Source organism: Bradyrhizobium sp. NP1, from assembly GCF_030378205.1.
Classification (GTDB): Bacteria; Pseudomonadota; Alphaproteobacteria; order Rhizobiales; family Xanthobacteraceae; genus Bradyrhizobium.
The window spans coordinates 861,408-888,367 of the sequence record NZ_CP127385.1; the positions used below are offsets into that span (position 1 = coordinate 861,408).

Consider the following 26,960-nt stretch of genomic DNA (forward strand, 5'->3'; position numbering starts at 1 on the left):
GGATTGGATGCGGCAAACGCGGCCAGGTTCCCGGCCGCGGCAAAAAAATTTCAGCCCGGCGGCATATCGGTCGGCGCAGCCACCTCGCCGCGGGCATGCGCTTCCAGCGCGTCGAGGAAGCAGCGCACCTTCGCCGGCACGAACTGGCGTGCGGGCAAGAGCGCATGCACGTTGAGCGGCTCGCAGACGTGGTCGGGCAAAATCCGGCGCAGCCGCCCGGCCTGCACAGCGGCGGCCGTGAAGCTTGCGGTCACCCGCAACACGCCGTGGCCGGCGAGCGCAGCCTCGAGGCGAATATGCGCGTTCGAGCTGACGAGCCGGGCCTTCTCGACCGCGAGATGCTCGACGGCGCCGCCCGGCGCGGTGACCGCCCACGGCGTGTCGGTTGGACCGGCCAGCAGCGGAAAATGCGCGAGATCCGCAACCGTGCGCGGCTCGCCCAGGCGGTCGAGCAGCGCGGGCGCAGCGAACAGGCCGCGCTCCAGCGAGAACACCCGGCGGATCACGATCGCGGCGGAAGGCAGCGGCGCCTCCAGCATCGCGAACACGATGTCGTAGTTCTCAGCCACCGGATTGACCACCTCGTGCTCGACATCGATGCGGATGGTGAGCTCCGGATAGCGGCTCATCAGCGCGCAGGCGACCGGCCCCGCATGATGCGCGCCGAATTCGTAGGGCGACTTGATGCGCAACGTGCCGGCGATGGCGCTGCTCATCGCGAGCGCTTCGCTGCGGGTGTCGTGCAGCGCGGTAAACAGCGGCCGCACCCGGCGGTAGATGGTGTCGCCGGCATCGGTCAGCCGCAGGTGACGCGTGGTGCGCTCGATTAGCCGCAGGCCGAGATGGCTTTCCAGCCGCTGCACCGCAGCACTGAGGCTCGACTTGGGATGGCCGAGCACGCGGGCGGCGGCGCTGTAGCCGCCGTGCTCGACAACCTCGCAGAACAGCTCCCAGTCGCGCCAATCCATCAGCGATTGTCCATGGGCCGGTACAGTGTGTCCAGAGCGATCGGGTTCTCCCGTCGATGCCTTTGACCTAAAACGGAGGCAAAGCACACAGGGAGGACGGCATGAGCGACGACGGAATCTTTCTCTGGAACGCCTGGTACGTTGCGGCCTTAAATCAGGAGCTGATCGACGGCAAGATGGTGGCGCGCACCATCCTGGAGCGGCCGATCGTGATCTATCGCGGCGCGAGCGGGAAGGTCGTCGCGCTCGACGATCGGTGCTGCCACCGCGCGGCGCCGCTGTCGATGGGCCGGATCGAGGGCGACGACATCCGCTGCATGTATCACGGCATGAAGTTCGAGCCTTCCGGCAGGTGCATCCAGATTCCGGGCCAGGAGGCGATCCCGGCAAAGCTCGGCGTGCGCAGCTATCCCTGCGTCGAGCGCTACAACATGATCTTCATCTGGACTGGCGATCCCGAGAAGGCCGATCCGAACCTGATCGTCGACTATCCGCCGCTCGCCGATCCCAAATGGCGAGGCCTGCCCGGCTACATGCACTACAAGGCCAATTGGCTCCTGATCGTCGATAACCTCTCCGATTTTGCGCATCTCGCCTTCGTGCACACCAACACGCTCGGCGGCTCCGAGGAATACGCGTTCAAGACCAAGCCGGTCGCGATCGAGAAACTAGAGGATGGCTTTCGCGTCGAGCGCTGGCATCTGGGCGCCGAGCCGCCGCCCTATCACCGCAAGGTCATTCCGAACAAGACCGATCCTGTCGACCGCCGCAACATCGGCCGCATGATCATTCCCGGCATCTTCACGCTTGACACCACCTTCGCGCCGGCAGGGCAGGGCGCGGAAAAGGGCGTGCAGGTGCCGGGCACGCGGCAGTACCGCAACGCGCAGTTCATGACGCCGGAGACGCGCAGCACCACGCACTTCTTCTGGAACTACATGCACGATTTCGACATCGACAATCCGAACATCGCGCTGTCGCTGCGCCACTCGCTCGAGGAAGGTTTCAACGAGGACAAGGCGATCATCGAGGCGCAGCAGAAGGTGTTCGACGCCGATCCGAACTACCAGCTGCTCGCGATCGGGGCCGATGCGCCGCTCACCTATTTCCGCTGGGCCCTGGGGCGGAAGATCGAGGCGGAGAAGACCGCCGCGCGCGCCGCGTGAGCGGAGGGATGCCGGGGCGCCTGCCGCGCCGGCGTTCCGGCAAGCTTACGATCGTTCCCGCGCGCAGGCGAATATTTTGCCGGTCGCGCGCGCTCTCCATCCGCGTTCCCCGGAACAGGACCGTGGCATCCCGCATTGTTGGCGCGAGGGCAGCCATTGGAGGATGAGAGACATGAAGTTGGCAATTGCATTGGTCGCGGCCGCGGGCATTGGACTTGCGATCCCGGCAGCGAACGCGGAAGAAGCGCAGGTCGGCGTGGGCGTCGGCCCGGTCGGCGCCGGCGTGACGGTCGGCCAGTCGCATGAGCACGAGCGCGACCGCACCACCGTGATCAAGCGCGAGCACGAGGAGCCGGGCGAACGCACCACCATCATCAAGAAGGAGCGCGAGGAGCCCGCCGACCACGTCATCGTCAAGGAGCGCGACCGCTACTGACGGCGACCATCGTTGAACTGAAGAGCCCCGCGCAAGCCGCGGGGCTTTTTCTTGCGGCGGTCGTCAGGTCACGCTCTTCGCGGCGGCGCGCCCGGCGTTGCGGCCCGAGAACAGGCAGCCGCCGAGGAAGGTGCCTTCCAATGAGCGGTAGCCGTGCATGCCGCCGCCGCCGAAGCCGGAGGCCTCGCCCGCGGCATAGAGCCCGGCGATGATCTTGCCGTCGTTTCCGAACACGCGTCCGTCGAGATCGGTCTCGAAGCCGCCGAGCGTCTTGCGGGTGAGGATGTTGAGCTTCACCGCGATCAGCGGCCCGTGCGCGGGATCGAGGATCCGGTGCGGGCGCGCGGTGCGGATCAGGCGGTCGCCGATATAGCGGCGCGCATTGTGCAGGTTCATCACCTGCGCGTCCTTGACGTAGGCGTTTGCGATCTCGCGGTCGCGCGCCTCGATCTGCGCCCTGATGTGGTCGTGGTTGAGCAGATTGTCGCCGGAGAGCGCGTTCATCGCGCTGACGAGGTCGGCGAGATTGTCGCGCACGATGAAATCGGCGCCGTGCTGCTTGAACGCCTCCACCGGCGCCGGCGCGCCCTTGTTGGTCGCGCGCTTGAGCGTCATGCGCCAGCTTTTTCCGGTGAGGTCCGGGTTCTGCTCGGAGCCGGAGAGCGCGAACTCCTTCTTGATGATGCTCTGCGTCAGCACGAACCAGGAATAATCGTAGCCGGTCGACATGATGTATTGGAGCTGGCCGAGCGTGTCGGAGCCTGGAAACAGCGGCGCGGGCAGCCGTGTGCCGCGGGCGTCGAACCACATCGACGATGGTCCCGGCAAGATGCGGATGCCATGGCGCGGCCAGATGGGGCTCCAGTTCCTGATGCCCTCGACATAATGCCACATGCGGTCGCGGTTGATCAGGCGCGCGCCGGCGCCTTCCGTGATGCCGATCATGCGGCCGTCGACATGTTCGGGCACGCCGGAGATCATGAATTTCGGCGGAGCGCCGAGCCGCTGCGGCCAGTTCTGGCGCACCAGGTCGTGGTTGCCGCCGATGCCTCCCGAGGCGACGATCACGGCCTGCGCGCGCAGGCTGAATTGGCCGACCACGGTGCGCGACGAGCTCTGTCCGCGCTCGACCGGACTCGGCTCCAGGATTGCGCCGCTGACGCCGTCGACCGCGCCGTTCGTGATCGACAGCGCATCGACGCGGTGGCGGAAGCGGAAGGAGAGGCGGCCGCTGGCTTCGGCAGCGCGCGCGCGGCGCTCGAACGGCTCGACGATTCCGGGCCCGGTGCCCCAGGTGACATGAAAGCGCGGCACCGAATTGCCGTGGCCCATCGCGTCATAGCCGCCGCGCTCGGCCCAGCCGACGACCGGAAAGATGCGATGCCCCATCGCGCGCAGCCAGCTCCGCTTCTCGCCGGTGGCGAAGCCGACATAAGCCTCGGCCCAGCGCCGCGGCCACAGGTCGTCGTCGCGGTCGAAGCCCGCAGTGCCCATCCAGTCCTGCAGCGCCAGCTCGTAGCTGTCCTTGATGCTGAGCCGCCGCTGCTCGACGCTGTCGACCAGGAACAGGCCGCCGAACGACCAGAACGCCTGGCCGCCCAGGCTTTGCGCGCCCTCCTGCTCGACCACGATCACGCGCCTGCCGGCGTCGGCGATCTCGGTCGCCGCCACCAGGCCCGCGAGCCCGCCGCCCACGACAATCACGTCCGCTTCGTCGGCCATCGCACCCCGCCCCCGCAATCTTGCGGGAATTGAAACCCGTGGGCCGACAACGGGTCAACGTCAAAGCCTCAATTTGACGCGGTTTCTTTGCACAAGCGCCCGACGCAAGCTGTGGTTGAGCGCTGCGACGTCCGGCCGGCATGCAAAACATTAACTGTTCCGGTTCGGACCTTTCTCGTGGGTGCAGTGCAGCCGGCCGGCAACACTCGATTTGAATTTCTTTTGAGCGAGCATCTCTGCCTAGACAAAACCGCGAAGTCGAAAGACCTTTAAGCCGTCTTGCATCACTCAAGACGACCAGATTCGGGTTCGACGACAGAATTTGCACTGGGGCAGGGAAATGAAGTTCGTGACGGCGTTGCTCGCGGCGGTTCTCTTGCTGGCGGGCGTGGGGGCTAGCCATGCGGTGGTCAGGATCGCGGATGATCGCGGCGGCCGGATCGGAACCTATGTCGACAAATATCAGGGGCTGCGAACGTCGGGCGAAACCGTAATCATCGACGGGCTTTGCGCCTCCGCCTGCACCATCGTGCTCGGCGCCGTCCCCCACGACAAGATCTGCGTCACCTCGCACGCGCTGCTCGGGTTCCACGCCGCCTGGGATTTCGGCGCCAATGGCCGCGCCGTCACCAACCCCGAAGCAACCCAGATGCTGTATTCGATGTATCCGTCGCAGGTCCGGCGCTGGATCACGGCGCGCGGCGGGCTGACGCCACGGATGATCTTCCTGAAGGGCCGCGAGCTGCAGACCATGTACAAGCCCTGCTACCTCGACGCCCAGGCTTCCACGAACAAGACGCACTAGGCGCGATGGCGTGAGGCCGCTGGCCTCGCCGGGCTGGCGCATTCCATCAGGATGACGTGATTAAGGCGCGGTGCGTGGCGCTTGCCCGTGCGCGGAACTGGCCTTATTTCAAGGTCATGACCTTCTCCCCGTCCCATCCGGCGCTGCCATCGTCCCGCCCCGCGGGCGGGCTACGGACGGCCGTGATCTGGGGCGGCGCGGCCCTCGGCGGCCTCCTGTTGGTCGGGACGGCGGCGCTCTGGTTCCACTATGGCTCGGCGGTCTTTTTCGAGACCATCGCCGCTGGCGTGTCCGCCTGCTTCTGACCGGAAAGGGAAATTTCAGGAAATGGCTAACAGTTCCCGCCCGCTCGTGATCGTTGCCAGCTTCGCGGCAAGCCTCGTGGTTGGCCTCGCCGTGGTGCTGTGGGCGTTCGGCGGGGTGCGCGGGGTGACCGCGCCGGCCGCGATCGGCGGCCCGTTCCAGTTGACCGACCAGGCCGGCCAGACCGTGACCGAAAAGGCCCTGCAGGGCCGCCCGACCCTGATCTTCTTCGGCTTCACCCATTGCCCGGATGTCTGCCCGACCTCGCTGTTCGAGATTTCCGAGGTGCTGCGGGCCATGGGCAAGGATGCCGACCTGGTCAACGCCTATTTCATCTCGGTCGACCCCGAGCGCGACACGCCTGCCGCGGTGAAGGACTATTTGTCGAGCTTCGATCCGCACCTGAAGGGCCTGACCGGCGATCCCGCGGCGATCGCCAAGATCACGACCGAATACCGCGTCTATGCCAAGAAGGTCCCGCTGAAAGACGGCGACTACACCATGGATCACACCGCGCTGATCTATCTGATGGATCGCGACGGCCGGTTCGTCGCCCCCTTCAACCTGAAGCGAACGCCCGAGGAGGCCGCCAGCGACCTCAAGCGGTATCTCTGACCTTGCTTCAGGGCGCCGCGCATGATCCGGAAAAGTGGGCACCGGTTTTCCGAAAAGATCATGCGCAAACAGCAAGCTAATGTGTGATCGCGCTTTGACTTGAAGCCATCGCGCTCTGACCCCGGGCACAAACGGCCCTCGCGTTCCCGGCCCCATGGTCTATAAGGCCGGGTCAAACAAGTTCGATCCCGATTGCCCATGGCCCTGTCCGCCGTCGTCGATTCCTGTCGCGCCCTGCTGTTCGCCGCCCTCACCGGAATGGTGGGGCTCGCGGTCGCGCCCGCGGTGGCGCAGACGCCGCCGAGGCCCGCGGTGGAAGCCGCACCGCAGGCCGTGCCCGGGTTCTGGGACCCGCGGCGCCGGCCCGAGCGGCCGGACCTGTCGCGCATCACGGTGATCCGCTTCCTGACCGAGACGGACTATCCGCCGTTCAACTTCACCGGCCCCGACGGCAACCCGGCCGGCTTCAATGTCGACCTCGCGCGCGCGCTGTGCGAGGAGATCAAGGTCACCTGCACCATCCAGATGCGCCGCTTCGAGACCATGCTGGATGCGCTTACGAGCAACCGGGGCGATGCGATCATCGCCTCGATGGCGGTGACGCCGCAGTTGCGCGGCCGCGTCGATTTCACCGATCCCTATTACCGCGTGCCGGCGCGCTTCGTGTCGCGGCGCGATGCCGTGATGCCGGAGGTGCGTCCCGAATATCTCGAAGGCAAGAAGGTCGGCGTGATCGGCGGCTCCGCCCACGAAGCCTACCTCAAGGCGATGTTCACCGACGCCGAGATCCGCAGCTATGCCAATGACGACGCGCTGCGGCTGGGCTTAAGGCGGGGCGAGGTCGATTTCATCTTCGGCGATGCGATCTCGCTCGCCTTCTGGATCAACGGCACCGATTCCGCCGACTGCTGTGCCTTCTCCGGCGGACCGTTCATCGAAAGCCGCTTCTTCGGCGAGGGCGTCAGCATCGCCGTGCGCAAGGGCAACGACCTGCTCCGGCAGACCCTGAACTGGGCGCTGTTCCGGGTCTGGGAAAAGGGCAAATACACCGACCTGTGGCTGCGCTATTTTTCGGTGAGCCCGTTTTAGGAATTTGACGGGATATCGTAGGGTGGGCAAAGCGTAGCGTGCCCACCCTGGCTGCGATGGTGGGCACGGCGCAAGCGCGCCTTTGCCCACCCTACAAGTCCATACTACGCATTTGACTTCTGATCCTCGGAGAACTCTTCTCAAAATGTCCACGATCGAACTTTCAGCGAGCCCGAGCGACCTGCGGTCGCTTGCCGAGCAATCCAACGCCTGGCCGTTCGAGCAGGCGAAGGCGATTGTCGCGCGGCTGAAAAAGAAACCGAAGGACGAGGTGCTGTTCGAGACCGGCTACGGCCCTTCCGGCCTGCCGCATATCGGCACCTTCGGCGAGGTCGCGCGCACCACCATGGTGCGCCACGCCTTCCGCGTGCTCACCGAGGACAAGATCAAGACGCGGCTGCTCGCCTTCTCCGACGACATGGACGGGTTGCGCAAGGTGCCGGACAACGTGCCGAACCGCGAAATGCTGGAGCAGCATCTCGGCAGGCCCTTGACGCGGGTGCCCGATCCGTTCGGCACCCATGAGAGCTTCGGCGCGCACAACAATGCGCGGCTGCGCGCCTTCCTCGACGCCTTCGGCTTCGACTACGAGTTCGCGAGCTCGACCGACTACTACACTTCGGGCCGCTTCGACGCGGCGCTGCTGCGCATGCTGGAGCGGATCGACAAGGTGATGGCGATCATGCTGCCGTCGCTTCGCGAAGAACGCGCGGCGAGCTATTCGCCGTTCCTCCCGATCAGCCCGCGCACCGGCCAGGTGCTCTACGTGCCGGTGTCGGCGCATGACGCCAAGGCCGGTACAATCACCTATGAAGACCCCGAGACGAAACAGCCCGTGACGACGCCTGTCACCGGCGGCCATTGCAAGCTGCAATGGAAGCCGGACTGGGCGATGCGCTGGTTCGCGCTCGGTGTCGACTACGAAATGGCCGGCAAGGACCTGATCGACTCTGTGAAGCTTTCGGGCAAGATCTGTTCGGCGCTCGGCGGCACGCCGCCGGAAGGCTTCAATTACGAGCTCTTCCTCGACGAAAACGGCCAGAAGATCTCGAAGTCGAAGGGCAACGGGCTCACCATCGACGAATGGTTGCGCTACGCCTCGCCGGAATCGCTGTCGCTGTTCATGTATCGCGAGCCGAAGGCTGCGAAGCGGCTCTATTTCGACGTGATCCCGCGCCACGTCGACGAGTACCAGCAGTTTCTGGACGCGTTTCCGCGCCAGGACGGCAAGCAGCAGCTCGCCAATCCGGTCTGGCACATCCATTCGGGGCGACCGCCCAAGGCCGACATGCCCGTCACCTTCCAGCTGCTGTTGACGCTGGTGTCGTCGTCGAATGCGGAGAATGCATCCACGCTGTGGGGCTTCATCGGGCGCTACCGTCCGGGCGTGACGCCGGCCTCGCACCCGAAGCTCGATGCGATGGTGAACTACGCCATCAACTACTATCGCGACTTCGTGGCGCCGACGAAAAAATTCCGCGAGCCCACCGACGGCGAGCGCGCCGCGCTGCAGGACCTGCGCGATGCGCTGTCGAACCTGCCGCCGGGCGCGAGCGCGGAGGAGATCCAGGACGTGGTCTACGAGATCGGCCGCCGCGAGCCGTTCCTCGATCCGGTGAAGAAGGGCAAGGACGGCAAGCCGGGCGTCTCGCTCGACTGGTTCAACATGCTCTACCAGGTGCTGCTCGGCCAGGAGAAGGGCCCGCGCTTCGGCTCCTTCGTCGCGGTCTATGGCGTCGCCAACGCGGTCGCCATGATCGACGGCGCGCTGGCGCGCTCGGCGTAGGGCGCATCGCGATCCGTCTTGCGGATCGTCATGCGCGGGCTTGACCCGCGCATCCATCTCAATTTGCAATAAAGGCATCCCGTTTTGATGGATTGCCGGGTCAAGCCCGGCAATGACGATCGGTGCGAACCGCGCTACAATGCGCGGCAATAATGAATATCCGCAGGGAGATCGCTCAAATGCAGTTCAGGGTTTCGCCCAAGACGCTGTCCGAGTGCAGCACGGAAGAGTGGCAGGCGCGGGTCGATCTCGCCGCCGCCCATCGCCTTGCCGTCATGCACGGATTCAACGAGGGCATCTTCAATCACCTGACCTTCGTGGTGCCCGGCCGCAGCGACCGCTACTACCAGATCCCGTTCGGCATGCACTGGTCGGAAGTGACGGCGTCCTCGTTCATGGAGGTCGGCATCGACGATGGCCTTGTGAAGAGTGGCACGGGCGACGTCGAGCGCTCCTGCTATTGCATCCACGCGCCGATCCACAAGGCGCTGCCGCAGGCGAAAGCGGTGTTTCACACCCATATGCCCTATGCCAGCGCGCTGACCCGGCTGGAGGATCCCTGCATCAAGGAGATCGGCCAGACCGAGGTCGGCATGATCAACGAGATCGCCTATGACGACGAATATACCGGGCCCGCGCTCGATCCGGCGGAGGGCGCGCGGCTGGCGCGGGTGATCGGCGACAAGACCGTGCTTTTCATGGCCAATCACGGCATCTCCACCGTCGGCGAGACCATCGCCGAGGCCTATGACCGGCTTTATTACATCGAGCGCGCCGCGCAGGTGCAGATCTACGCGATGTGGACCGGCCAGCCGCTGAAGAAGCTTCCCGCACCGGTGGTGGAAAAGACCAAGCGCGATATTGGCGGCAACAGCCTGTACCAGCCGGGGCCCGCGCAGCGGCATTTCGATGCGCTCAAACGTAGCCTCGACCGCAAGGAACCGGACTACGCCTCGTAGGGAAGGCTCCCAGGCAAGGCCCCCCAAGGCAAGGCTCCCAGGGAAGATTGGGGGCCGATCCCGCCGATTTTCCTCGAATGACCGGCCTCGTGGCTGAGGCGCCGCTTTGCGGCTCCGCCACGGGGCATTTTGTTGCTTTGGCGCCGATCTATCCGGTGCAAGGTACGCCACACGCCCTTGAGTTGGGCTTTTCCCGCCGATACGGTCCCGCCTGAAAAGCCCAAGAGACTCAACGATCAAGCAGGCCAGTCGTGTCCAGGATCTACAAAATCTGCCCCGCTTCCGCCTGGCGGGAAGCCGAGCGGCAAGGCGTCTTTCGGGGCAGCGCCGACGATGCGCGCGACGGCTTCATCCATTTCTCGACCGCGGCCCAGGTCGCGGAAACCGCGCGAAAGCACTTTTTTGGCCAGGCCGGCCTGTTCCTGGTCGAGGTCGAGGCGGATGCGCTGGGCGGAGCGCTGAAATGGGAGCGCTCGCGCAACGACGACCTGTTTCCGCATCTCTATGGCGATCTCGATCTCGGCGCGGTCCGCCGTGTGCTGAACCTGCATACGCGCGCCGACGGATCGCACGAGATCCCGGAGCTTGCGCCGTGATCCGCGCCTTCGACGCCTTCTCGCTGCCGCTGCTGCGCTGGTTCGACGCGGAGGACGCGCATCGGCTCGCCATCAGCGGGCTGAAGCTTCTGCCGCCGCTGCGGCCGCGACCGGATGATCCCAAGCTCGCGGTGCGCGCCTTCGGGCTCAACTTCCCGAACCCGGTCGGCATGGCCGCGGGCTTCGACAAGAGCGGCGAGGTGCCGGACGCGCTGCTGCGGCTCGGCTTCGGCTTCGTCGAGGTCGGCTCGGTGACGCCGCGGCCTCAGAGCGGCAATCCCCGGCCGCGGCTGTTTCGGCTCGAGCGCGACGAGGCCGTGATCAACCGCATGGGCTTCAACAATGACGGCGCCGATCTCGTGCTGCGCCGGCTCGCCGCGCGCGCCCGGCTTCCCGGTATCGTCGGCGTCAATGTCGGAGCGAACAGGGATTCCGCCGACCGCACCGCCGACTACGTCAAGCTGATCGAGACCTTTGCACCGGTCGCGAGCTATTTCACCGTCAACGTGTCTTCGCCGAACACGCCGGGCCTGCGCGATCTGCAGCATGCCGCGGCGCTCGATGATCTCTTGGCGAAGGTGATCGACGCGCGCGAGCAGGTGCGCACCAAGGCCGGCGACTCACCCGTGCTGCTCAAGATCGCTCCCGATCTCAGCCTTGCCGAGCTCGACGACGTCGTGCAGGTGGCGCGCTCGCGCCGGGTCGACGGCATGATCGTCGCCAACACCACCCTGGCGCGGCCCGCGACCCTGCGCGAGCAGACCCGCGCCAAGGAGCAGGGCGGGCTGTCCGGACGGCCGCTGTTCCGGCTGTCGACGCGGATGGTGGCCGAAACCTATGTGCGTGTCGAAGGCGCGTTTCCGCTGATCGGCGTCGGCGGCATCGACTCCGGCGGTGCGGCGCTGACCAAGATCCGCGCCGGCGCCAGCCTGGTCCAGCTCTATTCGTCGCTGGTCTACAAGGGCCTTGGCCTGGTCGACGACATCAAGCGCGATCTCGCATCCACGCTGCTGCGCACCGGGCGGGATTCGCTGTCCGAAATCGTTGGCGCCGATGCCGCCTCGATCACGGCCGAGGACTGGCCGGTCTAGCCGGCGCGAATGACGCCCGGAACAGCGCCGGGTAGCGCGCGCCCTGCAGGCCGCCGCGCGCCGCATAGAAGGCGAGCATCGCCCACCACAGGCCGATATTGCCAAGCCCGCGCAGCACGAACCAGGTAGCGAAGAAGATTGCCAGCGACGCCATCATCAGGTTGCGCATGTCGCGCGCCCAGGTCGCGCCGATATAGACGCCGTCGAAGCCGAAGGCGAATACTGACGGCAGCGGTGCCAGGACGACGAAGACGAGATAGTCGCGCGCGCCGCGTCGCACCGCTTCGCTCGCCGTCATCAAGTCGATCAGGGCGGGCCCGAACAGCGCGAAGACAGCGGCGACCACCAGCGCAAAGCCGAAGCCCCAGAGGATCACGAGCCGCGTTGCATCGGCAAAGCCATGGCGGTCGCGCGCGCCAAAGCTGCGGCCGCAGAGCTGTTCAGCGGCATTGGCAAGGCCGTCGAGGAAGAAGGCGCTGATCAGCAGGAAATTGTTCAGTACCGCGTTCGCTGCGAGCGTGACGTCGCCTGATCGCGCGCCTTGTGCGGTGAAGAACAGGAATGCGGTGATCAGCGCCGCGGTGCGGATCATGATGTCGCGGTTGACCGCGAGCATGCGCATCAGCTTGGCGCGGTCGAACAGCCGCGCACGGGCAACCGACAGGCCGCCTTCCGACAGCCGTCTTGCCATCGCTGTGCCGAGCAGAAGGCCTGTGGCCTCCGCGATCACGGCGGCGATCGCCGCGCCCGCGATGCCCCAATCGAATACCAGCACGAGCACGATTGTCGCGGCCACGTTGATGAGGTTGATCGCGATCTGCAGCACCAGCGCCCGTTTCGCGCGCGCCTGGCCGATCAGCCAGCCCAGCACGACGTAGTTGGAGAGCGCGAGCGGCGCCGCCCAGATGCGGATGATGAAATAGGCCCTGGCGGCGCGCGTGACCGCCTCGCTGCCGCCCATCGCGTCGAGCAGGATCGCGGCGAGCGGGACCTGGAGGACGATCAGGGCCGATCCGATCAGGCCTGCGACGATGAAGCCGCGCACCAGGATGGCCGGCAGCTCTGCGGGCTCGCCCGCGCCGAGCGATTGCGCGGCAAAGGCGACCGTGCTCATGCGCAGGAAGGCAAACAGCCAGAACAGGCAGTCGAAGATCACCGAGGCCATCGCCACGCCGCCGAGCAGCGCGGCATCGCCGAGCCGCCCGATCGCCGTCGTCGAGACGATGCCGATCAGCGGCGTGGTCAGGTTCGCGACCATCGCCGGGCCCGCGATGGCAAAGACCTCTGACGTCGTGACCTTGATGCGGAATTTTCCGGGAGTTTGTTCCACTGGCTCTAAATCGGCGGTCCTGGTGCGCCCGCTTGCCCTTATCGTCGTCCGGTCACCGGTGCCATGTTTTCCGGCCCCGCACTAGTACCCGCTTTCCGAAGTTCGTGAGTCTTTGCGGCACGCCTTTTACGAACTTCGGCAAGCAAAGGGTACCAGCAAGTTTATGATTCTAGGACCGCTTTCGATTTGAAGTCCGCCTCGTCGTTTCGTGGAAGCCCGTGTGGCGGACTTCAAATCGGCGGTACTAGAGGTCGACAGTCATGCCGTCATGCGCAGTGGCATGGCCGATGGTGCCGAGCCGTCCCAGCATGTCGTCGCTCATATGAGTGAGGATCAGCCGCTTTGGCGCGATCTCGGCGAGATGGGCTTCGAGCGCGGCAAGGCTCAGGTGATTTTTGACCGCCTTGTCATAGGTATATGCCTCGGCGATGAACAGGTCGGCGTCGCGCGCCAGCGGCACCAGTGTCTCGGTCCATTCGGTGTCGGCGCTGTAGGCGATGACGCGGCCTTCGGCCTCGATCCGGTAACCGAGAAACGGTCCACCGGATTCGCCATGCACGACCGGAAACGGCGTAACGCGGACCGCCCCGAATTGATGCGTCGATCCCGGCGCGAGCGCGAGCACCGACAGATCGAATTTCGGTTTGGTTTTCGAGGAATGCTCGAACATTGTCTCCATCGCCTGCGCAAGCCGCGTCTCGATGCCTTGCGGTCCGGCGATGACGAGGGGGCGGTTGCGGCGGCTGAACTGCGCGTCGAGCAGGAGGAAGGGCAGCCCGGCGAAATGGTCGCCATGGAAATGCGTGATCAGGATCAGGTCGATCGGCTCGCGGGCGATGCCGAGCCGCTTCATCGCCGGCAATGACGTGGCGCCGCAATCGATCAGGAAATTGACGCGGTCGCCTGTGACATGAAAGCAGGTGTTGTTGCGGCCGCCCGAGCCGAACGCGTCGCCGCAGCCGACAAAGCGCAACTGCATCGGGCGCGACCCGCCGCGAAAGGCTAGCGGCCGCGCGGCGCGCTGAACAGCCGCGACAGCAACCAGACCGGCACCACGATCACCGCGCCGAGCAGGAAATAGCGCCACAGCCCGTTGATGGCGTCGAAGCCGAGATCCCACAGCCGCTGGAACAGCAGGCGGATGCTGTGCAGGATATTCCAGGGGTCGAAGCCGATCGCCGCCAGCACCACGCCGACCAGGATCGACAGCAGGATCAGCCGGAACGCCACTGAGAGCGGCGAGCCGCCGAGAAAGCGGTACAGGCCGTCATTACTTGCCGGCAGGTCTCTCACGTCGTTGGCCATCGCCCAAACTCCCCGCGGGATTCGTGCCGATAATACACCGGCAGCGAGCAGATGGGGAACCCGCTACCTAGCACCAGAGCTTACCAAAACTTTATTTGTCTCGGCCTTGAGCAGCTTTTCCAGCGTTTCCAGCCGGTCGGCCTCGCGCGGCGGTTTGTCCCAGCGCAGCCGGTTGATGCGGGGAAAACGCATCGCGACGCCCGACTTGTGCCGCGGCGAGCGCTGCAGGCCCTCGAAGGCGACCTCCAGCACGAGGCCCTTGTCGGGCTCGTGCACGACATGGCGAACGGGGCCGAACTTTTCCACCGTGTTGCGGCGGACGAAGCGGTCGATCTGTAACAGCTCCTCGTCGGTGAAGCCGAAATAGGCCTTGCCCACCGGCACCAGCTCGTCGCCGGCCTCGCCCGGCGTCCACACCCCGAACGTGTAGTCGGAATAATAGGACGAGCGCTTGCCGTGGCCGCGCTGCGCGTACATCAGCACGGCATCGATGATGTGCGGGTCGCGCTTCCATTTCCACCACTGTCCCTTCGGCCGGCCCGGGGAGTAGGGCGCATCGCGCCGCTTCAGCATCACGCCTTCGACCGCCTCGGCGTCGTCGCCCGCGCCGGCCTGGGCCGGATCGGCGCGCGCCGCCTTCAGCGCTTCCCAGCTCTCGAAGGCAATGGTCGGCGACAGGTCTATTCTGGCGTCGCCGAGTTTCTTCACGAAGGCTTCGAGCCTTTCGCGGCGTTCGGCAAAGGGCAGCTCGCGCAGGTCATTGTCGGCATCGCCGAGCAGGTCGTAGGCGCGCAGGTGGATCGGGTAGTCCTTTGTCAGCTTGGGCGAGACGACCTTGCGGTTGAGCCGCTGCTGCAGCACATTGAAGCTCTGCACACGGCCCTCGCGCATCACCAGTAGCTCGCCGTCGATGGCGCCCGGCAGGTGCAGCGACGGCAAGAGGTCCGGAAAGCTTTTGGTGATGTCCTCGCCGGTGCGCGAATAAAGCCGTGCCTGCATCATGCCGTTCGGATCAAGCCCCGCGACCGCCTGCACGCGGATACCGTCCCACTTCCATTCGGCGATATAGTCGGCGGCATCGAGCGCCGCGAAATCCGCGTCCTCGATCGCGTGCGCCAGCATGACGGGACGGAACGGCGCGGGATCGCGGTTGACCGGCTTGTCGCCGCGGCCTTCCAGCCAGGCAAACAGCTCGAGATAGGGTGGGGTGAGCCCCGGCCAGATCAGCTCGATCTCGTGCGGGTCCTTGTCGCCGTGGGCTGCGGCCGCGGTCTTGGCGAGGCGCGCCGAGACGCCGATCCGCATCGCGCCGGTGACGAGCTTCAAGAGCGCCCAGCGCCCGGTTTCGTCGAGCTCGTCGAGCCAGCGCGCGAGCTGCCGCGGCATCTCGGTCTTGCCGAGCGTGCGCAGTGTCGTGACCACATCTGTCAGCGTGGGCGGCGGCGGATTGTTGTGGCCCGACGCAAGCGGCGCCTTCGGCCACATCAGCGCGACGGTTTCGGAGAGATCGCCGACATAGTCGTAGGACAGCGCGAACAGCGTGGGATCGGTGCGCGCCATGATCAGGTCGCGGATCAGCCCCGGCTTCGCGTGCTTGAACGACAGCGCACCCGTCAGCGCGGCCAGCGCATAGCCGCGGTCGGGGTCCTCGGTCTTGCGGAAATAATCTGACATCAGCCGCAGCTTGTTGTTGCGGCCGGGCTCGTAGGCGAGGCGGTCGAGCAGCTCGGCGAAGCGGTTCATGCCTCACCCTCATCAGCTGCGAGCGTCTCGCTTTCCTCCTCGTCGCCATAGCCGACGAGGTCGAGCGGCCGCGCGCGCAAGCCCTGCGACTGGCACCAATGCACCAGCGCGTCCTCCTGGCCGTGGGTGACCCAGACCTCGCCGGCGCCGGTCGCGGCAATGGTCGAGGTCAGGCCGTCCCAGTCGGCATGGTCGGAAATGACCAGCGGCAGCTCGACGCCGCGCTGGCGCGCCCGCGCCCGCACCCGCATCCAGCCGGAGGCGAAGGCGGTGACGGGATCGGGAAAACGGCGCGTCCAGATGTCGGACGTCGCCGTCGGCGGCGCCAGCGTGATGGTGCCGGCAAGATCGGCCTTCTTCACGCCGCGCACGGCGCGAAGCTCGCCGAGCGCGGCGCCGCGGCTTTCGTAGTAGCGCGTGATCTTTTCCATCGCGCCGTGCAGGTAGATCGGCGCGTCGTACCCGGCCTCGCGGATCAGCGCGATCACGCGCTGCGCCTTGCCCAGCGAATAGGCGCCGACCAGATGCGCGCGTTCCGGAAACAGCGCAACAGACGCCAGCAGTTTCTTCACCTCGTCGCCGGCGTTGCCGTGACGGAATACCGGCAATCCAAACGTCGCCTCGGTGATGAACACGTCGCACGGCACAAGCTCGAAGGGCGCGCAGGTCGGATCGCGCACATCCTTGTAGTCGCCGGAGGCGACGATGCAGGTCTCCTTGCAGGACACGGCGATCTGCGCCGAGCCCAGCACGTGGCCGGCAGGATGGAATTTCAGCGTGACGTCACCGAGCCGGATTTCCTCGCCATAGGCGACCGCCTGCGTCGTGCCGGCGAAGTTTTCGCCGTAGCGCAGCCGCATGATGTCGAGCGTCTCCTGCGTCGCCAGCACCGCGCCATGGCCGGCCCGGGCATGGTCGGAATGGCCATGGGTGATCACCGCCCGCGCCACCGGGCGCACCGGATCGATATGGAAGCCGCCCGGTTTGCAGAGGAGGCCGGCGGGCGTGGGGCTAAGGATCTCCTGCGGTCGCATGCTGCCGTATATAAGCCGGCGCAAGGCTGTTTTCAGGTGTCATGCGTGGGCTTGACCCGCGCATCCATCTTTCGGAAGTTTCCTTGTTTGATGGATTGCCGGGGGCCCTTGGGACGAAGACGCGCTTCGCGCTCTTGCCCGGCAATGATGGAGTGGTTCCCGCAAGATGCCCGCGCGCCTGTTCCTGTCCTCCGGCGACCTTCTGGCCGACCGCCGTTTTGAATTCGCGCGCGATTTGCAGTTGAAGGGCGATCTCGCCGCCGCCGCCGACCTGCTCGAGCAGGCTACCGAACTGGCGCCGAATTTTGCCACCGCCTGGTTCACGCTCGGCGAGATCAGGCAGGCGCTCGGCGCGAACGATGCGGCGATCGAGGCCTTTCGCCGGGCGCGCGCCGCCGATGCCACGGATCGCCATGGCGCCGGTCTCTGGCTGATGCGGCTCGGCGCCGAGCCGGTCTCGGGCATGCCGTCCGGCTACGTGCAGGCGCTGTTCGATCAATATGCGCCGCGCTTCGAGGCCGCGCTGGTCGACGATCTCGACTATCGCGGCCCGGCGCTCCTGTTCAAGGCGGTGCTGTCGGTGCGGCATGCGGCGAAGAAGCCGTGTTTCTTCAGGCGCGCGATCGATCTCGGCTGCGGCACCGGCCTTGCCGCGACCGCCTTTGCCAAGGAGGTCGACCATTTCATCGGCATCGATCTGTCGCCGAGGATGATCGAGCAGGCCCGCGCAGGCGGGCTCTATGCCGAGCTCGAGCTCGAAGACATGGTGCAGGGCTTGCGACGCCGCCCCGATGCCAGCGCCGATCTCATCCTCGCGGCCGATGCCATGGTCTATGTGTCGGATCTCGCGCCGGTGCTCGCCGAGGCCGCGCGCGTGCTTGTGCCCGGCGGTCTGTTTGCCTTCACCGCGGAAACGCATGACGGCGACGACGTCATGGTCGGCGCCGGCCTGCGCTACGCCCACAGCCCGGCTTGCGTGCGCGATGCGGTCGCCACCGCCACCCTGGCCATGCCGTATCTTGAAGTTGCATCCGCGCGCAACGAGAGCGATCTCCCGGTGCCGGGCCTCGTCGTGGTCGCCGCAAAGGCTTGACGGCGCCAAGGCCTGATAGCGTCAAGGCCGCCCTCGACGAAGCGGCCGGGAGCGCTTAGCTGTTGGGCGTGTCGCGCCGTAACCAGCCCGAGCTGCCGTTCGAGATCCCAGCGCCGCTGCCGGACCGTTTTCAGAAATGGTTCGCCTCGCGTGGCTGGGCGCCGCGCGCGCATCAATTGGCTTTGCTGGAAAAGGCCCGCGACAACCGGTCCGCGCTCCTGATCGCGCCGACCGGCGCCGGCAAGACACTTGCCGGCTTCCTGCCGACGCTGGTGGAGTTGAGTGATGATCCTCACCTCCCCCTGAAAGGGGGATGGCCTGGCCCCGGCTTGAGCCGAGCCCGGCACGCGGAGCGTGCCGGGAGGGAGTCTTCTCTGGTTGCGTCGCTCGGTGACCCCCACCCGTTGCTCGGTGACCCCCACTCGTTGCTCGGTGACCCCCACCCCAACCCTCCCCCTTTCAGGGGGAGAGAGTTAGAGGAGCGCGCGGGAGACGGAGAGACCCATATGGCCGGAGCCCCGCAGCGCGTCGTCTCGACGGGTCGCTCCGTCAAGCGCACCGGCGGCCTGCACACGCTCTACATCTCGCCGTTGAAGGCGCTCGCAGTCGACATCGCGCGCAATCTGGAGGCGCCGATCGCCGAGATGGGGCTTCCGATCAAGGTCGAGACCCGCACCGGTGACACGCCGGTGTCGCGACGGCAAAGGCAGCGCCGCTATCCCCCCGACATCCTGCTCACGACGCCCGAGCAGCTCGCGCTGCTGCTTGCGTCGGACGATGCGCCCTATCTGTTTTCCTCGCTCAAGCGCCTCGTGCTCGACGAGCTGCATGCGCTCGTCACCTCCAAGCGCGGCGATCTGTTGTCGCTCGGTCTCGCCCGGCTGTGGCGGCTTGCGCCCGAGATGCGCACGATCGGGCTGTCGGCAACCGTCGCCGAGCCGGAGCAGCTCGCGCGCTTCCTGGTGCCGCAGCCGGACGGCAAGCCCGTCTCCGCCGACATCGTGCTCGCCGGCGGCGCCGCGCCGCCGGTGGTCGAGATGCTGGACACAAGGGAGCGTCTGCCGTGGGCCGGCCATACCGCGCGCCACGCATTGGCCGAGATCTACGACCTGATCAAGCGCAACAAGACCACGCTCGTCTTCGTCAACACCCGCAGCCAGGCCGAGATGCTGTTTCAGGAGCTCTGGCGCATGAACGACGATGGCCTGGCGATCGCGCTGCATCACGGCTCGCTCGATGTCGCCCAGCGCCGCAAGGTCGAGGACGCGATGGCGGCGGGCCGGTTGCGCGGCGTGGTCTGCACCTCCTCGCTCGATCTTGGCGTCGACTGGGGCGACGTCGATCTCGTCATCAATATCGGCGCGCCGAAGGGCGCCTCGCGCCTGATGCAGCGCATCGGCCGCGCCAATCACCGTCTCGACGAGGCTTCGCGGGCCGTTCTCGTCCCCGCGAACCGCTTCGAGGTGCTGGAGTGCCGCGTCGCCATCGACGCGGTCGCGGAGAATGCGCAGGACACCCCGCCGTTGCGCACCGGCGCGCTCGACGTGCTGGCGCAGCACGTGCTGGGCTGCGCCTGCGGCGAGCCGTTCCTCTCCGACGAGCTGTTTGCCGAGGTGCGCACCGCCGCGCCCTATGCCGAGCTTGCGCGCGCCGATTTCGACGACGTCGTCGATTTCGTCGCGACCGGCGGCTACGCGCTGAAAACCTATGAGCGTTTCGCCCGCATCAAGCAGGACAAGCAGGGGCGCTGGCGCGTCGCCAATCCCAAGGTGCGGCAGAGCTATCGGCTCAACGTCGGCACCATCGTCGAAGAACCCATGTTGAAGGTGAAGCTGGTGCGCTCGCGTGGCAGCGGCACCGGCTCGACGGGCGCGATCGCGCGCGGCGGCCGCATGCTGGGCGAGATCGAGGAATATTTCATCGAGGGACTGGTCGTCGGCGACACCTTCGTGTTCGGCGGCGAGATCGTGCGCTACGAGGCGCTGGTCGAGGACCAGGTCTATGTCTCGCGCACCAATGACAAGGACGCGAAAGTGCCGTCCTACATGGGCGGCAAGTTTCCCCTGTCGACCTATCTCGCAGAGCGCGTCCGCAACCTGCTCGACGATCGCCGCGCCTGGGGCGCGCTGCCGGAGCAGGTGCGCGACTGGCTCTCGCTGCAGCGGGATTTCTCCCGCGTGCCGGCGGCGCGCGAGCTTCTGGTCGAAACCTTTCCGCGCGCCAGCAAGTATTATCTCGTCTGCTATCCGTTCGAGGGGCGGCTCGCGCACCAGACGCTCGGCATGCTCTTGACGCGCCGGCTGGAGCGCGCCCGCGCCCGGCCGCTCGGTTTCGTCGCCAACGAATACGCGCTCGCGATCTGGGGCATCGGCGATACCTCCTTCATGATCCGCAACGGCAAGCTCGATCTCGCCGCGCTGTTCGATCCGGACATGCTGGGCGACGATCTGGAAGCATGGCTCGCCGAGTCCGCGCTGATGAAGCGGATGTTCCGCAGCTGCGCGCTGATCTCGGGCCTGATCGCGCGGCGCTTCACCGACGAGGAAAAGAGCCGCCGCCAGGTGCTGTTTTCCACCGATCTGATCTACGACGTCCTGCGCAAGCACCAGGCCGATCATGTGCTGTTGCGCGCTGCGCGGGCGGACGCGGCGGCGGGCCTGCTCGATCTGCGCCGGCTCGGTGATATGCTTGCCCGCATCAAGGGGCGAATCACCCACCGGGAACTCGACCATGTTTCGCCGCTCGCCGTGCCCGTGATGCTGGAAATCGGCCGCGAGTCAGTTTATGGCGAAGCATCCGATGAGCTTCTGGCGGAGGCCGCCGACGAGCTCATCAAGGAAGCGATGGGATAGCAAAACGTGACGGCGCACGCGCGAGCTTCGGAGGATGATCGGGTCTCGCGCGTTTCGGCGGTCACGGTTGCCGGCGTCACGCTGATCGCTGATATCTCCGGCGCGCTGGTCTGGGAAGAGCAGGGCCTGCTCGTCGTCTCCGACCTGCATCTTGAAAAGGGTTCGAGCTTCGCGGCGCGTGGCGTGCTGCTGCCGCCCTACGACACCGCGGCGACGCTGGGCCGGCTCGCTGCTGTCATCTCCCGCCATGATCCGCGCATGGTGATCGCGCTCGGCGACAGCTTTCACGACAGGACCGCGCATGAGCGCCTGTCGGAAACCGATCGCGACGCGATCGGCGCCCTGCAGGCGCGGCGCGACTGGATCTGGATCGCGGGCAACCACGATCCGGCGCTGCCGCCAGACCTTGGCGGCGTGGTCGCAAGCGAGGTCGCAATCGGCCCCATCATGTTCCGTCATGAACCGACCGGTGCGGCCGGCGAGATCGCCGGCCATCTGCATCCCAAGGCCCGCGTCGCGGCCCGCGGCCGCTCGATGGAGCGGCGCTGCTTTGCGAGCGATGGCGAGCGCGCCGTGATGCCGGCCTTCGGCGCCTATAGCGGGGGCCTCTCCATCCGCGATGCGGCGTTCGCGAGGATCTTTTCGTCGCTTTCCTTCATGGCGCATCTGCTCGGCGACCGCCGCCTGCACGCCATCGCCGCGTCGCGCTGCTGTTGAGGAAGTGCCGTCGAGCTCCCCTTCACCTCTCCCCGGCGGGGAGAGGTGACAAAGCGTTCGCATCCTCACGCCGCCTTCGCCTGCACGTTGTCGCAGAATTCCGCCAGCCGTTCAGCGAGCCGCAGCGTTGCCGGGGTCGCCTGCGGCGAGGCGAGCAGTGCGAGCTCGGTCTTATCGATCGGCGCAAAGCCGTCCTTCGCCGTCAGCACGCGATGGTCGGACAGAATCGCCATCTCCGAGAGAATGCTGAGCCCCATGCCGGCCGCGACCGCCGCCTGGATGCCGGCAAGGCTCGACGACGAATAGGCCATGTGCCAGGAGCGGCCCGCGGCCTCCAGCGCGTGGATGGCGCGGGCGCGGTAGAGGCAGCCTCCCGGAAATCCGATCAGCGGCACCGAGCCGGTCGAGAGGTCGCGCGGCCGCGTCTTGCTCGTCACCCAGTGCACGCGTTCCGGCCAGCTGGCGATGCCGCCCTTTTCGCCGGCGTCGCGCTTGAACAGCGCGAGATCGAGATGGCCGAATTCGAGCTCGCGGCGCAGCGTCAGGCTCTGGTCGGAGCGCACGTCGAGCCGCAGATTCGGATGCGAGCGCGAGAATGTCGCGAGCAGCCGGGCCAGCCGTGAGGCGGCGAAATCCTCGGGGATGCCGAGCCGCACCGCGCCCTGATAATCCGGCCGCGCCACCACGTCGCGCGCCTCTTCCGCGAGTGCAAGCAGCCGCCGCGCGTAGGACAACAGCCGTTCGCCGGCTTCCGTCGGCGTCACGTCCTTGCCGGTGCGGATCAAAAGCAGCTGGCCGAGATCGTCCTCCAGCCGCTTGATCTGCTGGCTCACCGTCGATTGGGTGCGATGGACGCGCTCGCCGGCGCGGGTGAAGCCGCCGGCGTCAATCACCGAGACGAAACTGCGCAACAGTTCGAGGTCGAGCATGACGTCACCTTCGAGAGCGTCATTAAGAAATCCACTGCATTTCAGTCTATCATTTAATTTCCAAATGGCAACCGCCGGACCTAGATGGAAGGGGCAAAGGAGACTTCCATGTCACTCGCCCCGTCGATCGCGGTGCCCCGCCCCCGATTGAATCTGCTGCCGCTCTATATTGTCGTATTCTGCCTGCTCTGGAGCTTCGCCTTCGTCGCCGGCAAGATCGCCGTCACCGATTGCCCGCCCCTGATCCTGCTCACGGCGCGTTTTTCGCTTGCGGGTCTCTTGATCCTCGGCATTTCCGCTCTTCGCGGCGAGAAGTGGTCGATGACCTGGCGCGACGCCGCGATCTTCGCCGTGATCGGTCTTGCCAACAACGCCCTCTATCTCGGCCTCGGCTATACCGGGCTGAAATCGGTCTCCGCCGGCCTCGGCGGCCTGATCGTTTCCGCCAATCCGGTGTTCACCGCGGCGCTCGCCGCGCTCTTCCTCGGCGAGGAGTTGAGCTGGCGCAAGGTTGCCGGGCTCCTGCTCGGCGTTGCCGGCGTTGCCTTCATCGTCTGGCACCGGATCGCGGTCGGGACCGACAGCGCCGATGGCATCGTCTTCACGCTTGCATCACTCGCCTCGATCGTCGCCGGCACCATCCTGTTCAAGCTCCTGGCGCCAAAGGGCAGCCTGTGGCTCGGCAACGGCATCCAGAACATCGCCGGCGGGCTGGCGCTGCTGCCCTTCGCGCTGCTGTTTGCCGACGTGCACGAGATCGTGCCGAGCCGCGGCCTGGTCGGCGCCTTCGCCTTCCTGGTGCTGGGCGGATCGATCCTCGCCTACCTGCTCTGGTTTCATCTCCTGAAAGTGTGTGGTGCGACCGCCGCAAGCTCCTATCATTTCCTGATGCCGCCGCTCGGCATGCTGTTCGCTTTCCTCGTGCTCGGCGAGCATGTCGAATTCCGCGACCTGCTCGGAATCATCCCGGTCGCGCTCGGAATCTATCTGGTGACGCGTCCGTCGGCCGCGACGCAAGGGAGCAAGGCATGACGCTTTCGATGACACTAGTGGTCCGATTCTAACATTCGCTCCCCGCTCCGGGAGGCACTTTTGCGAATGTCAAAATCAAAGGTGTCGGAGTATTGGAGCCGCCCCGGTCGGAGCGCGAGTGGAACCGCCATCACGAAGGAGAGAGGTTGTGATCTAGATCACCTCTTGAATGGGCAGAGGCGTGGTAGTGACGGAACATAGTGAAGATCCAACGAGGGTTTCGATCATGCCCTCCGTACTCGACCTGCTTTACCACCAATATTGTCGCGCCCGCCTCGCTGAAATGCGGAAGCAGCTTCTGCTTCGTTCCAAGGGCGATGAAGTTCCAGAAGCGAATTGCGCCAAGCGAAGTGATGGCCCAGACGATCAGCCAGACGAGGTCGCAGATCGACCCTGGCCTGCTGGCGATGCATGAACTTTTTCATCCCTGCATCGACAGAACTAGATGAGCGATGAGTTGCCCCTGAGCCGTCGCCCTCCTGGACATTTAGTCGGTCTCTTTTTGGACGTGTAAGCCCTGGCGTCGGTTGGGTTGCGATGAGACGGCGAGATTTCATTGCACTTGCAGGTGGTGCGATGATGTGGTCGCGGCTGGCGCGCGCGCAACAGCCGGCAAAGGTCTATCGCATCTTCTGGGTTTCCACTGAGCCGCAACCCGATCCATTCCTGGATGGATTCCGCGAAGGGTTGCGTGAGCGGGGCTACACCGAGGGAAAAGATGTCGTCTTTGAGCTGCACTACGCGGCCGGCGATCCCGCCGCGCTGCGGCAGGTGGTATCCGAATTGAAGCGGGGCAACATAGACCTCGCGGTGTCGAGCGGTCCGGCAACCCGGGCGATGACGGCCGTGACGGAAGTTCCCGTGCTGTTTGCCCTCAGCGGCGACCCGGTCGAACTGGGTATCGTCAAAAGCCTGGGGGAACCCGGCGGCAATTTCACGGGCAGCACGTTCCTTTCGCTCGAGCTCGCCGGAAAGAGAGTTGAGCTGCTCAAGGACATTTTTCCAGGGCTTCGAACGCTCGCCGTCCTGTCGAACACGAATCATCCGGGAGAACAGTCGGAATGGCGCACCACCAGGCAGGTCACGCAGGCGCTGGGCGCTGATCCGATCTATGTTCCTTTCGCGGGCGCTCGTGAACTGGACAAGGCGCTTGAGGCGGCGAGCAAGGCGCGCGCGGACGCCATGCTGGTCTTTCCAGACGCCGTGACGATGGTGCATCGAGCCAGGCTTGCCGAGTTTGCCATAGCGCAGCGTCTGCCCTCGATGTTCGGGTGGAGCGAGTATTGCGATGCCGGCGGACTTCTGAGCTATGGCGCCAATCAACGCGCAACATATTTCTCGCTCGCCACCTATGCCGACCGGATCTTGCGTGGCGAAAAGCCGGCCGATCTTCCGGTCGAGCGGCCGACAAAATTCGAACTCGTCGTCAATCTCAAGACGGCCAGGACCCTCGGCGTCGAGCGAGCCATATCCTCCATCCTGTTCCGCGCCAACAAGGTGATCGAATGAGGTCGCCCGGCCTGGAAGGGAATGCTCGTTGTCCTGACCGCATCGCTTTTCCGCAAGCGCGTCGGCGGCGTTCCCTGTTCCGAAGATATTTCTTCACGCTGTTCGTCGCAGTCGTCGTGCCACTTGTGCTCGGCGCCGTCAGCGAGGCGTGGTTTGGCTATCGAGATCAGCGCCTCCAGCTCAACGAGCTTCTCAAGGCAGAGGCACGGTCGGCGGCCGATCGAATTCAAACCTTTGTCGATGGAATAGGCGACCAGATCGGCTGGGTCGTGCAGTTTCCATGGGCCGAAGGCGATGACAATTCGCACAAGATCGATGCCGAGCGTCTTCTGCAGCAGGTCCCCGCGATCGTCTCGATCACGCTCGTTGACCAAACCGGGACCGAACGCATCTTTGTCTCCAGATTGGGTCTGAACAGGATCGGCCGGGGCGCGGATCTGGCGCAGGATCCAGCGGTGCGCGGTGCGCGCGCCAGCGAGGTCTGGTACGGCTCCGTTCGATATCGGCGCGATTCCGAGCCCTACATGGTGATTGCGGTCGCCGGAAATCGGGCGGCAGACGGAGTTGCCATCGCCGAGATCAATCTGAAAATGATCTGGGACGTCATAGCAGGAATCAAGATCGGCAACACCGGCCGTGCCTTTGTCATCGACGATTCCGGGCGCCTGATTGCCCACCCGGACATCAGTCTGGTCCTGCGAGGCGGCGCCGGCTCACCCGCTTTCAATCGACTCAAATCCGTCGTCAACGCCGCGAATGGATCGGCGGTGGTGACGACGGGCGATGCTGGCAACGCCGTCGTCGCCGCCTCGGTACCTGCGGCCAATGTGGGCTGGACGGTGATCGCGCAGCAGCCTGTTTCCGAGGCACTCGCATCGATCCGCGCGACGCTGTGGCGTGCTCTGGCTCTGATCCTCGTCGGCACATTTTTCGCCGCTGCGCTCGCCTATTGGCTTGCACACCGCATGTCGGGACCGATCCGGCAACTCGAGGACGGAGTTCACCGGATCGGCGCTGGCCAATTCGACCATCGCATCGCGATATCGAGCGGCGACGAACTGGAGCAGTTGGCAAATCGCTTCAACGAGATGGCGGCAGAACTGACCATCTCCAAGGACAAATCCGAGCGCATCAATCGTCTGAAGCGATTCCTGGCGCCGCAAGTGGCGGAATTGGTTGAGCAGTCCGATGAGCGCATGCTGGAAGGACAGCGGCGTGAGGTCGTTGCGATCTTCGGCGATCTGCGCGGTTTCACCTCTTTCTCCGCCCGGGCCGCGCCTGATGCGATCATGGCGTTGCTTTCGGAATACTACGAAGCCATTGGTGCCGTCGTCACCCGTCATGAAGCGACGCTGACCGGCTTCGGCGGCGACGGGGTGATGGTTCTTGTCAATGCGCCGGTCGCGCGGGCGAATCCGGCGCTCCGCGCAGTTCAGGTCGCGATCGACATGCAGGCGGCCGTGCAATCTCTTGTCATCGGCTGGCGTGCCAAAGGTCATGCGGTCGGCTTCGGCGTGGGTATCGCCATGGGGCCGGCGATCGTCGGAACCGTCGGCTACGAGGGCCGGATCGACTACACCGCGATCGGAAGCGTCGTCAATCTGGCGTCACGGCTTTGTGGCTCGGCGAAGGACGGGCAGATTCTCGTCGACCCGACTGTCGCCGAAGGCCTGAAGGACCGCGTTGCGATCGAGCCCCTCGGCAGGCGCATGATCAAGGGCTATGACCACCCGCTGCAGATCTTCGCGGTTGATCTGCGCCAGCCGCATTCTCAGGAGCGAAAGCCCGGCCTGCCTGACCATGCGGCCGCCGAGGAAGTGCGAGGGAGCGCGTAACCTCCGGCGAAGGAGCTTGGCCCGCGCCGCCCGCACTGATCGAGT

The 26,960-nt window shown here is 65.7% G+C and carries 24 protein-coding genes; 16 read left to right on the forward strand and 8 right to left on the reverse strand.

Translation table 11 applies throughout. The features are described from left to right. Positions 1 to 50: 50 nt before the first annotated feature. Positions 51 to 968 carry a LysR family transcriptional regulator gene (locus tag QOU61_RS04055; protein WP_289656850.1) on the reverse strand — a complete coding sequence of 306 codons (918 nt, stop codon included), beginning with the start codon at positions 966 to 968 and terminating at the stop codon, positions 51 to 53. 101 nt (positions 969 to 1,069) lie between these two features. Here QOU61_RS04055 and QOU61_RS04060 point away from each other — a divergent pair, with 101 nt between their 5' ends. Together QOU61_RS04060 and QOU61_RS04065 are read left to right on the forward strand one after the other, a co-directional pair. Beyond that, positions 1,070 to 2,134: an aromatic ring-hydroxylating dioxygenase subunit alpha gene (locus tag QOU61_RS04060; protein WP_289656851.1), complete on the forward strand. Its 1,065-nt coding sequence runs from the start codon at positions 1,070 to 1,072 to the stop codon at positions 2,132 to 2,134. A 172-nt stretch (positions 2,135 to 2,306) separates the two neighbouring features. Continuing rightward, on the forward strand, positions 2,307 to 2,570 hold the full coding sequence (locus QOU61_RS04065) for a hypothetical protein (RefSeq protein ID WP_289656852.1): 264 nt from the start codon (positions 2,307 to 2,309) through the stop codon (positions 2,568 to 2,570). Positions 2,571 to 2,633: 63 nt separating this feature from the next. Here QOU61_RS04065 and QOU61_RS04070 read toward each other — a convergent pair whose 3' ends face one another. Continuing rightward, positions 2,634 to 4,292, reverse strand: coding sequence for an FAD-binding dehydrogenase (locus QOU61_RS04070; protein WP_289656853.1), 1,659 nt, complete (start codon positions 4,290 to 4,292; stop codon positions 2,634 to 2,636). Positions 4,293 to 4,632: 340 nt separating this feature from the next. On the opposite strand from QOU61_RS04070, the gene QOU61_RS04075 reads away from it, so the two are divergent. The 8 genes from QOU61_RS04075 (at position 4,633) to QOU61_RS04110 (ending at position 11,536) form a co-directional block, all read left to right on the forward strand. Further along, complete coding sequence (locus tag QOU61_RS04075; RefSeq protein ID WP_289656854.1) at positions 4,633 to 5,097, forward strand: Clp protease/crotonase-like domain-containing protein; 465 nt, start codon at positions 4,633 to 4,635, stop codon at positions 5,095 to 5,097. 56 nt (positions 5,098 to 5,153) lie between these two features. Beyond that, positions 5,154 to 5,402, forward strand: a complete 249-nt coding sequence (locus QOU61_RS04080) for a hypothetical protein (RefSeq protein ID WP_289656855.1) — start codon at positions 5,154 to 5,156, stop codon at positions 5,400 to 5,402. Positions 5,403 to 5,424: 22 nt separating this feature from the next. Then, entirely contained in the window at positions 5,425 to 6,015 is a 591-nt protein-coding gene (locus QOU61_RS04085) for an SCO family protein (protein WP_289656856.1), read from the forward strand. 198 nt (positions 6,016 to 6,213) lie between these two features. Then, the gene (locus QOU61_RS04090) at positions 6,214 to 7,104 is read left to right on the forward strand and encodes an ABC transporter substrate-binding protein (protein ID WP_502876882.1); all 891 of its coding nucleotides are present in this window, start codon (positions 6,214 to 6,216) and stop codon (positions 7,102 to 7,104) included. A 145-nt stretch (positions 7,105 to 7,249) separates the two neighbouring features. Beyond that, a complete protein-coding gene (locus tag QOU61_RS04095) occupies positions 7,250 to 8,890 on the forward strand; it encodes a lysine--tRNA ligase (protein ID WP_289656857.1) in 1,641 nt (546 codons plus the stop codon). 179 nt (positions 8,891 to 9,069) lie between these two features. Beyond that, positions 9,070 to 9,849, forward strand: a complete 780-nt coding sequence (locus QOU61_RS04100; RefSeq protein ID WP_289656858.1) for a class II aldolase/adducin family protein — start codon at positions 9,070 to 9,072, stop codon at positions 9,847 to 9,849. 251 nt (positions 9,850 to 10,100) lie between these two features. Beyond that, positions 10,101 to 10,445 (forward strand): DUF952 domain-containing protein, encoded by a 345-nt coding sequence (locus QOU61_RS04105; protein WP_289656859.1) that lies wholly within the window; start codon positions 10,101 to 10,103, stop codon positions 10,443 to 10,445. Beyond that, positions 10,442 to 11,536: a quinone-dependent dihydroorotate dehydrogenase gene (locus tag QOU61_RS04110; RefSeq protein ID WP_289656860.1), complete on the forward strand. Its 1,095-nt coding sequence runs from the start codon at positions 10,442 to 10,444 to the stop codon at positions 11,534 to 11,536. The genes QOU61_RS04105 and QOU61_RS04110 overlap by 4 nt, the downstream gene beginning before the upstream one ends. Here the strand turns inward: QOU61_RS04110 and QOU61_RS04115 are convergent. The 5 genes from QOU61_RS04115 to QOU61_RS04135 all read right to left on the reverse strand — a co-directional run bounded on the left by QOU61_RS04115 (position 11,511) and on the right by QOU61_RS04135 (position 16,948). Beyond that, positions 11,511 to 12,794 (reverse strand): MATE family efflux transporter, encoded by a 1,284-nt coding sequence (locus QOU61_RS04115; protein ID WP_289662249.1) that lies wholly within the window; start codon positions 12,792 to 12,794, stop codon positions 11,511 to 11,513. The two genes, QOU61_RS04110 and QOU61_RS04115, sit on opposite strands and share 26 nt — an antisense overlap. Before the next feature lie 316 nt (positions 12,795 to 13,110). Beyond that, positions 13,111 to 13,845 carry an MBL fold metallo-hydrolase gene (locus QOU61_RS04120; protein WP_289656861.1) on the reverse strand — a complete coding sequence of 245 codons (735 nt, stop codon included), beginning with the start codon at positions 13,843 to 13,845 and terminating at the stop codon, positions 13,111 to 13,113. A 23-nt stretch (positions 13,846 to 13,868) separates the two neighbouring features. Continuing rightward, a complete protein-coding gene (locus tag QOU61_RS04125) occupies positions 13,869 to 14,171 on the reverse strand; it encodes a DUF6460 domain-containing protein (protein WP_289656862.1) in 303 nt (100 codons plus the stop codon). 63 nt (positions 14,172 to 14,234) lie between these two features. After that, positions 14,235 to 15,914, reverse strand: coding sequence for a cisplatin damage response ATP-dependent DNA ligase (locus QOU61_RS04130; RefSeq protein ID WP_289656863.1), 1,680 nt, complete (start codon positions 15,912 to 15,914; stop codon positions 14,235 to 14,237). After that, the gene (locus tag QOU61_RS04135) at positions 15,911 to 16,948 is read right to left on the reverse strand and encodes a ligase-associated DNA damage response exonuclease (protein ID WP_289662251.1); all 1,038 of its coding nucleotides are present in this window, start codon (positions 16,946 to 16,948) and stop codon (positions 15,911 to 15,913) included. Before QOU61_RS04135 ends, QOU61_RS04130 begins: the two co-directional genes overlap by 4 nt. Positions 16,949 to 17,114: 166 nt before the next feature. Here QOU61_RS04135 and QOU61_RS04140 point away from each other — a divergent pair, with 166 nt between their 5' ends. The 3 genes from QOU61_RS04140 (at position 17,115) to pdeM (ending at position 21,610) form a co-directional block, all read left to right on the forward strand. After that, positions 17,115 to 18,041, forward strand: a complete 927-nt coding sequence (locus QOU61_RS04140; RefSeq protein WP_289656864.1) for a class I SAM-dependent DNA methyltransferase — start codon at positions 17,115 to 17,117, stop codon at positions 18,039 to 18,041. A 68-nt stretch (positions 18,042 to 18,109) separates the two neighbouring features. Further along, a complete protein-coding gene (locus QOU61_RS04145) occupies positions 18,110 to 20,893 on the forward strand; it encodes a ligase-associated DNA damage response DEXH box helicase (RefSeq protein ID WP_289656865.1) in 2,784 nt (927 codons plus the stop codon). A 6-nt stretch (positions 20,894 to 20,899) separates the two neighbouring features. After that, on the forward strand, positions 20,900 to 21,610 hold the full coding sequence (pdeM, locus tag QOU61_RS04150) for a ligase-associated DNA damage response endonuclease PdeM (protein WP_289656866.1): 711 nt from the start codon (positions 20,900 to 20,902) through the stop codon (positions 21,608 to 21,610). A 65-nt stretch (positions 21,611 to 21,675) separates the two neighbouring features. On the opposite strand, the gene QOU61_RS04155 is transcribed toward pdeM, so the two are convergent. Beyond that, the gene (locus QOU61_RS04155) at positions 21,676 to 22,539 is read right to left on the reverse strand and encodes a LysR substrate-binding domain-containing protein (protein ID WP_289656867.1); all 864 of its coding nucleotides are present in this window, start codon (positions 22,537 to 22,539) and stop codon (positions 21,676 to 21,678) included. A 108-nt stretch (positions 22,540 to 22,647) separates the two neighbouring features. On the opposite strand from QOU61_RS04155, the gene QOU61_RS04160 reads away from it, so the two are divergent. The 3 genes from QOU61_RS04160 to QOU61_RS04170 all read left to right on the forward strand — a co-directional run bounded on the left by QOU61_RS04160 (position 22,648) and on the right by QOU61_RS04170 (position 26,915). Beyond that, positions 22,648 to 23,571, forward strand: coding sequence for a DMT family transporter (locus tag QOU61_RS04160; RefSeq protein ID WP_289656868.1), 924 nt, complete (start codon positions 22,648 to 22,650; stop codon positions 23,569 to 23,571). A 537-nt stretch (positions 23,572 to 24,108) separates the two neighbouring features. After that, entirely contained in the window at positions 24,109 to 25,080 is a 972-nt protein-coding gene (locus QOU61_RS04165; RefSeq protein ID WP_289656869.1) for an ABC transporter substrate-binding protein, read from the forward strand. After that, positions 25,077 to 26,915 (forward strand): cache domain-containing protein, encoded by a 1,839-nt coding sequence (locus tag QOU61_RS04170; RefSeq protein ID WP_289656870.1) that lies wholly within the window; start codon positions 25,077 to 25,079, stop codon positions 26,913 to 26,915. Before QOU61_RS04165 ends, QOU61_RS04170 begins: the two co-directional genes overlap by 4 nt. Positions 26,916 to 26,960 lie beyond the last annotated feature (45 nt).